The organism is Nocardioides sp. (genome assembly GCF_036401255.1).
Classification (GTDB): Bacteria; Actinomycetota; Actinomycetes; order Propionibacteriales; family Nocardioidaceae; genus Nocardioides.
The window spans coordinates 1-8,271 of sequence record NZ_DASWVI010000201.1 but is presented as its reverse complement, the minus strand read 5'-3'; the positions used below and the strand labels follow the sequence as shown (position 1 = coordinate 8,271).

The following is an 8,271-nucleotide window of genomic DNA, read 5'->3' as shown; positions in this document are numbered from 1 at the left end:
GGCCGGATCCGGCTGCCAGCTTGTGATCGTGGACTTTCAAGGTGAGGTGGCCATTGAGCCAGTCTGAGATTGCGTTGGGGTGGCGGTCGCCGGCGTCTTCCCAGAGCACGGTTATGACGACTGCTTGGCCCAGTTGACTGGCCTCAGACGGTTGGGTGCCCGCCGCCGACGTTGGGTGTATCGGCGATTGTGCCTTCCGGTCGCTTACAGCAGGCCGCCGGGCGGCGCTGCCAGCCAGCAAGCGACTCTCCACCTCATCTCGAATCGACGAGCTCACTCCAGGTTGGTGAGCAAAGAGCACTGAGCGCGGCATTGTCGGACGTCCCGTCCTCCGAGCGGCATCTGAGGACGTTGCGCGTTACAGCGGTCGGGCCAGTGCTGATGTCGTGGCCGCACGCCGTGCCGGCGCATTGCGGTGCCCGCTCAGCCCAGCCCGATGATCCCGCCCATTGGGTGCCAAACTCATCGGCGCCCATACGGCTGTCAGTCACTTGGCCTTGGCTTCCGCCGCCGCCGAGGCTGCCGTTGGCTGGGTGGTAGGCGCGGGCGGGAGTGGTCGGACTCGGCCGGCGCGCACCCCGTTGCCGATCACGAAGATCTCGGCGACCTCGTGGACCAGGACCACGGCGGCGAGTCCGAGCACTCCGAACGCGGCAAGCGGGATCAGGATCGTGATCAGGGCGAGGGACAGGCCGACGTTCTGCAGCATGATCGACCTGGCGCGCCGGGCGTGGGCCAGGGTGTGCGGCAGGTGACGCAGGTCCTCGCCCATGAGGGCGACGTCGGCCGTCTCGATGGCCACGTCGCTGCCCATGGCGCCCATCGCGATTCCGACGTCGGCGGTGGCCAGGGCGGGGGCGTCGTTGACGCCGTCGCCGACCATCGCGGTCGGCGTGGTTTCGCGGAGCCGGTGGATGATGGCCGACTTGTCCTCAGGGCGCAGCTCAGAGTAGACGTCGGTGATGCCCGCCTGGGCGGCCAGCGCGGCCGCGGTACGGTCGTTGTCACCGGTCAGCATCGCGACCTGGAAGCCGTCGGCACGCAGCCGCGCGACCACCTCGGCGGCCTCGCTGCGCAGATCGTCACGGACCGCCACGGCGCCGACCACGACGCCGTCGTACTCGACCAGCACCGCGGTGGCGCCCGCCTGCTGCATCCCTGCCACTGGCTCGGCCAGTTCGCCGGCCGGGATCCAGCCAGGTCGGCCCAGGCGGGCGAGCCGGCCGTCGATGGTTCCAGTGAGGCCGGCGCCGGTGACCGCGTGCACGTCGTCGGCGTCGCGGTGGTCAGGGGCCGCGGTGAGGATCGCTCGAGCCAAGGGGTGCTCGCTGCGGGACTCCAGGGCGGCCGCGATGTCGAGGACATCCTCCCGGGTATAGCCGGGAGCGGCGGCGACCTCGACGACAGCCGGCTTGTTACGAGTCAAGGTGCCGGTCTTGTCCAACGCGACGGCGCGGATGCGGCCGAGCGCCTCCAGGGCTGCCCCTCCCTTGACCAGGGCGCCGATCCGGCTGGCGGCACCGATGGCGGCGACCACAGTGACCGGCACCGAGATCGCCAGTGCGCAGGGCGACGCGGCGACCAGGACGACCAGGGAGCGTTCGATCCAGGTCGCGGGGTCGCCAAGCAGGCTGCCCGTTATCGCGATGGCGGCGGCGAGGATCATGATCCCGGGCACCAAGGGTTGGGCGATCCGGTCGGCCAGTCGCTGGGCGTTGCCCTTGCGGGACTGCTCGGCCTCGACAATGTTGACGATGCGGGCCAGTGAGTTGTCCTCGGCGGTGGCTGTCACCTCGACCTCGAGGGCCCCGGTGCCGTTGATGGAGCCGGCGTAGACGGTGTCCCCGACGCCGGCCTCTACCGGCACGGACTCCCCGGTGAGGGCGGAGACATCCAGCGCGGTGCGACCGCTGCGGATGACGCCGTCGGTGGCGACCCGTTCGCCTGGCCGGACCAGCAGCATGTCGCCGATCCCGAGCTCGGCCGGGGCGAGGGTGACCTGGGTGCCGTCACGCAGGATGGTGGCCTCGGCCGGAACGAGGGAGAGCAGCGCGCGCAGGCCGTGGCGGGTGCGGGCCACGGCGTACTCCTCTAGGCCCTCGCTGATGGAGTACAGGAACGCCAGCGCTGCGGCCTCAGCGACCTCGCCGAGGATCACCGCGCCCACGGCGGCGATCGTCATCAGCGTTCCGACGCCGATCTTGCCCTTGGCCAGCCGCTTGACCGTGTTGGGCACGAACGTCCACGCGCCCAGCGCCAGCGCGATGGCGTTCAGGCCGGTCACCACGAACCCCGTGGCGTCGATACGGTCCGCGACGAAGCCGGCCAGAAGGAAGAGGCCAGCAGCCGCGGCGAACCGCAGCTCGCTGACCTCCCACAGCCGCTCGGGCTCGTGCTCCTCCGGCTCGCCGTCGTCGTGGCGGGGCTCGTCGTCCCCGCAGCCACACGCCGTACTCATCGGGTCTCCCTCTCGGTCGTCGCGACGCCGTAGGTGGGGCACAGCGCCACCGCCTGCCCGGTCGCGGCCAGCACGGCCTCGGCCGAAGCGAGCAGGTCCATCAACTCCGGGCGGGTGAGCGAGTAGAACGACTGCCGGCCCACAGCCCGGTACTCCACGAGGCCGCACTCACGCAGGCACCCAAGGTGCGCCGACACCGTGGACTGGGCCAGACCGAGTCGGCGCTCCAGGTCCACCACCCGCGCCTCCCCCGACGCCAACTGCCGCAGGATCGCCAGCCGCACCGGATCGGCCAATCCGCGAAACAGCGCGGTTGCCGGGGCCAACGTCTCCCGCTCGTCGTGCATCATCGTCATATCTCAATGATAACGACCCACGCGGATAGATCGCCACACCCGAGTGCCATCCAGTGACCATGATGAATCCGGGCATGGCTCGCGGTGTGCGCGATGGTCAGGGACCGGCCCGAGGCCGTCCACCAGTCCCTTTCGCGGTCATCGGCATTAGGTACGCACAGGTAGGTGATCCTGCTCGAGGGCCTGGCCCGCCTCGCGGCGGGATGACCCTCGTCGGTCGGGGACGATCGGTGGTGTCGTGACCCGCATCGGTGGTCGTCGACTCGAGGCGAGTAGAGGCCATCGTCGGCGTGGGTCTCGCGCCTGTCCGCCTAAACCTGAGCCCGCTTCCATTGCGCCGAGTGGTTGCTCCTGTGGTGCAGGCCGACCAGCCTGGCGGGAAACCACCACTTCACGGCTCGACCAATGACATTCCTGCGGCACCAGCAATCCGGGTCGCAGCCGCACTCGCGATTGCGCGGATTGTGGACCCGCTGTAGAACAGTCCGTTTCACGGCACGAGCCTAAGCGTGATCGTGGCTCATGGGTCAGGCGTGCGCCCAGAACCGCTTGGTCACCGCGTCTCGGACGTGACCTTGAGCGGCGAAAAGGGCGCATATGGGGTCAGAGCATCGAGCCGAGGTCTGATCCGACGGTGGGGTACGCGGCGGTCATGGCCTTGAGCTGACGGGTGGTCAGGTCGAGCTTCATCGCGAGGCCGAGGACGTTGATCAGCTCGGCGTATGCGGGGCCGAGCAGGTGCGCGCCGACGATCCGGTCGGTGGTCCGGTCGATGAGGATCTTGGCCGCGGCGGTGGTCTCCCCAATGCGGTAGTTGGAGTACCAGCTACTGGTGTCGTGGTGGCGGACCTCGATGTTGACGCCTTGGTCTCGGGCCTCTTGTTCGAGCATCCCCACCCTGGCGAGCTCGGGGATCGTGAACACCGCGGTCGGGACGCCGGCGTAGTCGGGCACGGTCCTGGTGGCCTTGAGCATGTTGGACGCGGCGACCTTGCCCTCGATCACGGCGACCGGGGTCAGTGGCATTCCCGGCGTGTTGGCTGAGTCGCCGGCGGCGTACACGGCCGGGTTGGTGGTGCTCTGCAAGTGGGGCGCGACGCGTACGCCGTGCTCGTCCCAATCGACCCCAGCCGAGTCCAGGCCCAAGCTGGTCAGGTCGGGTGCCCGGCCGGCGCCGTGCACGATGAGGTCGAACTCGATGGTCTCGGTGTGGCCAGATCGTTCAACGGTGGCCTGGTAGCCGCTCTCCGACTTCTCGATCGCGAGGATGGTCGTGGAGCGCAGCAGCTCGATCCCCGTCACCGTGCCTCGGGCGATGAGCAGCTCGACCAGGTCGGGGTCGAACGCCTTGAGGGGGCGCGGCCCGCGGTCGATGATGGTCGGGGCGCTGCCGGCACGCGCCGCGATGTGGGCGAACTCGAAGGAGATGAAGCCGCCTCCGACGAACAAGATCCGCGGCGGGAGCACCGGAATGTCGAGGAAGTCGGTGCTGTCGACCAGGTGCTGGTGGCCCGGGAAGTCCAGTGCGCGTGGGCGGGCTCCGGTAACGATCAGGAAGTGCGAAGCGTCATAGCGGGTGCCCCCGACCTCGATGCTGTCGCTGCCGGTGAACCGGGCCAGCCCGTGCAGGGTGTCGACGCCGTTGCCCCTGAGGGTGTCCTCCATGCGCTTTGGGACCGGTTCTGTGAAGCCGTGCTTGTGTTTCATCAGGTCGGCCCAGTTGATCGTCAGGCCGTCGTCGTTGATGCCTTTGCCGCGCATCAGCCGTGCGCTGTCGATGATCTCGGCGCCGCGGCGCAGGATCTTCTTGGGGTCGCACCCGCGTAGCGCGCAGGTGCCCCCGTAGGGCAGCGCGTCGACGATGCCGACGCTCCAGCCCTGCGACGCGCACTTGTTGGCCGCAGCGACCCCGGCCATGCCGGCCCCGATCACGATCAGGTCGTAGCTGCGGCTCACCGCTCACCCCCCGGCGCCACGCCGAGCGCGACCCGAAGCTGCTCTAGCGTGGGCGCCCCCGCCAAGCCCTCGGGAGTGCGGTAAACCCGGCACGAGAGGCCGACCCCGGCGCCGGGTTCGGCGAAGGCATCGACTCCGTCGACCAGGACGCTCGGCGAGCCATGGAAGCCCAGCCGCTCGGCTTCCTCAATGGTCTCGACGCGGTGACGCCTCACCGTGACGTCGGCGTGGTCTGCGGTGATCGTGGCAAGGCGTTGATCGGCAATCTTCCAGTTCGGACAGTCGTCGAAGTACAACAGCGTGATGTCCATGACACGACCGTAAACGTTGTACCGTGGTGCAATGTCAAGCCTCAAGGTGGTGCAGTGCTGATCGGAGAACTTGCCGAAGCGGTCGGCCTACCGACCCAGACCATCCGGTTCTATGAGCGCAAGGGCCTGCTGGCCGATCCCGAGCGCGGCGCCAATGGCTACCGGAACTACGACGAGTCCACGCTCACCCAGCTGCACTTCATCGGGGCCGCGCAGACAGCAGGGCTCACGCTGGCCGAGATCGGCAGCATCATCGACCTCCGTGACGACGGGACCGTGCCCTGCACGCACGTGGCAGGACTCGTCGAGAGCAAGCTCGCCGCGGTACGGGCACGGATCGCAACCCTCGCCGCCCTGGAAGCAGAGCTCGAAGCGCTCGTCGAACGCAGCCATCGCCTCGATCCGGCCGACTGCTCGGACGCGGAAATCTGCCACATCCTCTCGGTGCCGCGCTAGCGGCCGCCCAGGGCCGACATCGGCTTCTACCCCGGGCGCCGACACTCCATGTGATCCGCGTCTTTGTGGGCCGCTAAGAGGCGGTTTCCGGAGCACGCCCTATCTGGGCGTGCTCCGACGCGCCCCGTTGGCGGAACTCCCAGGCGGCCTTCGGGCCTCCATTCACCGTCGCGAGGGGCTGGGACATCGGGCGGATGTGCCCGTGAGGCCACCCGCCCCGTAGGCCTGGGCGTAGTGGAGGACGTCGTTGACGTACCAGTCGGCGTGGTTGTAGGCGTAGAGCGCCCGGCGGACACCGTCGGCGCCGGTTCGGGCTCCAGTGTGGTCGAGGTAGTTGGCGGCGGAGTAGATGCTGTCGGCCCTATTGGTGATGTCGGCTCGTCGGTCGCCGTCTCCGTCGATGCCGTAGGTGGCCCAGGTGGCGGGCATGAACTGCATGATTCCTCTGGCGCCGGCTGACGATACCCCGGTGATGCGGCCGTGGGCGGTTTCTTCCATGCCGATCCCGGCGAGCAGCTGCCAGGGGATCGCGTACTTGCGGCCGGCCTCGGTGTAGAGCCGGAGGATGTCGTCGGGGATCGGCTGGGGCGGGTTGTGCAGGGAGTTCCGCCTTGGCTGCCCGGGTGGTGGCGGTGGCGCGGTTGATTCGTCCGACGGAACCGCGTCGCGTGATCCCGGCGCCATGGCGCGGGAGGGTCCGACGGGTCGGCCGTCGATGGGGGCGCCGTGGTCGCGCATGAACGCGATCGGGTCGACGCGTTCGCCGTCGGCGATGACCTCGAAGTGCAGGTGGTTGCCGGTGCTGGCGCCGGTGGAGCCCTCGAGGCCGAGCTGCTGCCCGACGGCGATCATGGCGTCGGGGACGATGGCGGGGTTGATGATGGCGAGGTGGGCGTAGCGGGTCTGGATGCCGCCGGCGTGCTGGAGGTCGACGACGTTGCCGTAGCCGGTGGTGTCCCAGCCGGCTCGGATGACGCGGCCGGCGGCCACGGCGACGATGGGGCCGGGTCCGGGCTGGGAGGACATGTCCTGTCCGCCGTGGAAGTTCATGCGTTTGAAGACGGGGTGGTAGCGCCAGCCGATGCCGCGGGGGGACAGGGTGTAGGCCTGCACGAAGGGCGGCCGCCACGTGCCGGTCGCGGGCACGGCTCCCCCGCACACGCTCGAGGGGGACCCTGCGGCTGAGCCCGCGGCACCGGCGACCATGAGCGCGACGAGCAGCGGGGCGCATACGACAGCGACGACGAGTGCTACAGCGGCGAGGAGCTTGCCCACGAGGACGCCTCTGGCTCAGGCGGCGCCGGTGAGGGCGTCGTTGGTGAATGCGATCTCGAGCTCGGCGGGGTGTAGGACCGTTTGGACTTTGTAGGCCTGTTCTCCTACGCACCAGAGGGCGCGGCCTTTGCCGTTCATGGCCCACCCGGTGACGAGGTCGCGGGCGATGGGTCCGAGCCCGAGGAGGGTCTCGAGGTCGTCGGCGACGGCGGCGTCCTGGCCGTGGAGGATCTTGATGTCGGCCAGGTGGAGCAGGTCCTTGGCGATGGTGACGGCTTGGGATCCGGTGTCGCCGGCGGAGAGCAGGTCGGAGGGTTTGTGGGCGACGGCGAACTGGATGTCGCCGTCGCGGCGGGACAGGCGCAGGTCGGCGTCGAAGCTCTTGACCGCGTCGGGCCCGAGCCGCAGCTGCTTCCATGACTCGTCCCGGACGACGATGCGCAGGTCGCCGGGGGCGGCGGTTTCGCGCATGGCGCGTCCCCAGGAGTTGAGGCAGGTCAGGGCGATGCCGACGGCGTCGTCGCCGAGGGGCTCGAGGCGGGACAGGCTCAGGGACTGGATGGGGGCGTGCCAGTCGACGTCGATGGTGGTGTGGTCGTCGAACAGGCCGGCCAGCGCGCCGGTGACGAGCTGGCCGAGGGCGTCGCGCAGTAGCCGGGTGTCGTCGAGGAACTGCTGCCGGCTCGCGTACCGGCAGTCGGTGACCAGGGCGTCGGTGGGCGTGTCGAGCGCCTGCCACAGCTGGGGGATGGTGACCTCCCGCAGGCGGCTCTGCCCGTGGGCGTAGCCGGTGAGGTCGGCCAGGGCGGTCTTGACGACGACCTCGTCGGAGGGCCCGAACGGGACCCGCGCCTCGCCGATGCGTTGGCTGCCGACGAGGCCGCGGATGAGGGTGAGCCAGCGGGCGAAGACGACCGCGGCCCGGGCTTGTGCGGCCGCGGGGTCGAGGTGCTCCCAGCCGGGGCCGAGGGGCCCGAAGGCGAGGGGGTTGATCCGGGCGGGCAGGCCGTGCCCGATGGCGAAGGGCTGCACTTCGAGGGCGTGGCAGAGCTTCTCGTACTCGTCCTTGGGGTCGCCCACGATGAGGGTGCGGTAGCCGAAGTCCATCATCCGCAGCACGAACGCCTTGACGGTCGCGGACTTGCCGCGGCCGGGTTTGCCGAACGCGAAGATGTTGGGGTTGGTGACGGGCACGTCGTCGCGCAGGACCCAGCCGAGCGGGTCGGCGTAGAAGCTGCCGCCGGAGAGCTGGTCGATGCCCATCTGGGCGCCGGTCGGCGGCAGGCCGGGGGTGGAGATGAACGGCCACAGGACGGGGGCCTGGTCGGAGGTCATCCGCCACGCCGCCACGGGGGCGGTCGCGGCGGCCCACCCTCGTCCCGTGTGCCGTTGACCGCGCCTGGGCGCGTAGCGGAACAGTCGCGGTTCGCGTCCGTTGCGGACCGGCTGCGGTGAGGCG

General features: G+C 69.7%; 7 protein-coding genes. 1 reads left to right on the top strand and 6 read right to left on the bottom strand.

The genetic code is table 11. The features are described from left to right. Positions 1-487 precede the first annotated feature (487 nt). From VGD85_RS09575 to VGD85_RS09560, 4 genes are all read right to left on the bottom strand, one after another. Positions 488-2,458, bottom strand: coding sequence for a heavy metal translocating P-type ATPase (locus VGD85_RS09575; RefSeq protein ID WP_331063225.1), 1,971 nt, complete (start codon positions 2,456-2,458; stop codon positions 488-490). Further along, complete coding sequence (locus tag VGD85_RS09570) at positions 2,455-2,814, bottom strand: metalloregulator ArsR/SmtB family transcription factor (RefSeq protein ID WP_331063224.1); 360 nt, start codon at positions 2,812-2,814, stop codon at positions 2,455-2,457. Before VGD85_RS09570 ends, VGD85_RS09575 begins: the two co-directional genes overlap by 4 nt. A gap of 603 nt (positions 2,815-3,417) precedes the next feature. Next, entirely contained in the window at positions 3,418-4,770 is a 1,353-nt protein-coding gene (locus tag VGD85_RS09565; protein ID WP_331063223.1) for an NAD(P)/FAD-dependent oxidoreductase, read from the bottom strand. Continuing rightward, positions 4,767-5,081: a thioredoxin family protein gene (locus VGD85_RS09560; RefSeq protein ID WP_331063222.1), complete on the bottom strand. Its 315-nt coding sequence runs from the start codon at positions 5,079-5,081 to the stop codon at positions 4,767-4,769. The genes VGD85_RS09565 and VGD85_RS09560 overlap by 4 nt, the downstream gene beginning before the upstream one ends. Before the next feature lie 54 nt (positions 5,082-5,135). Here VGD85_RS09560 and VGD85_RS09555 point away from each other — a divergent pair, with 54 nt between their 5' ends. Next, the gene (locus tag VGD85_RS09555; protein WP_331063221.1) at positions 5,136-5,537 is read left to right on the top strand and encodes a heavy metal-responsive transcriptional regulator; all 402 of its coding nucleotides are present in this window, start codon (positions 5,136-5,138) and stop codon (positions 5,535-5,537) included. A gap of 162 nt (positions 5,538-5,699) precedes the next feature. Here the strand turns inward: VGD85_RS09555 and VGD85_RS09550 are convergent, their stop codons facing one another. Next, positions 5,700-6,698, bottom strand: coding sequence for a peptidoglycan DD-metalloendopeptidase family protein (locus VGD85_RS09550; protein ID WP_331063220.1), 999 nt, complete (start codon positions 6,696-6,698; stop codon positions 5,700-5,702). A gap of 129 nt (positions 6,699-6,827) precedes the next feature. Beyond that, a partial coding sequence (locus VGD85_RS09545) for an ATP-binding protein (RefSeq protein ID WP_331063219.1) occupies positions 6,828-8,271 on the bottom strand: 1,444 nt, incomplete at its 5' end.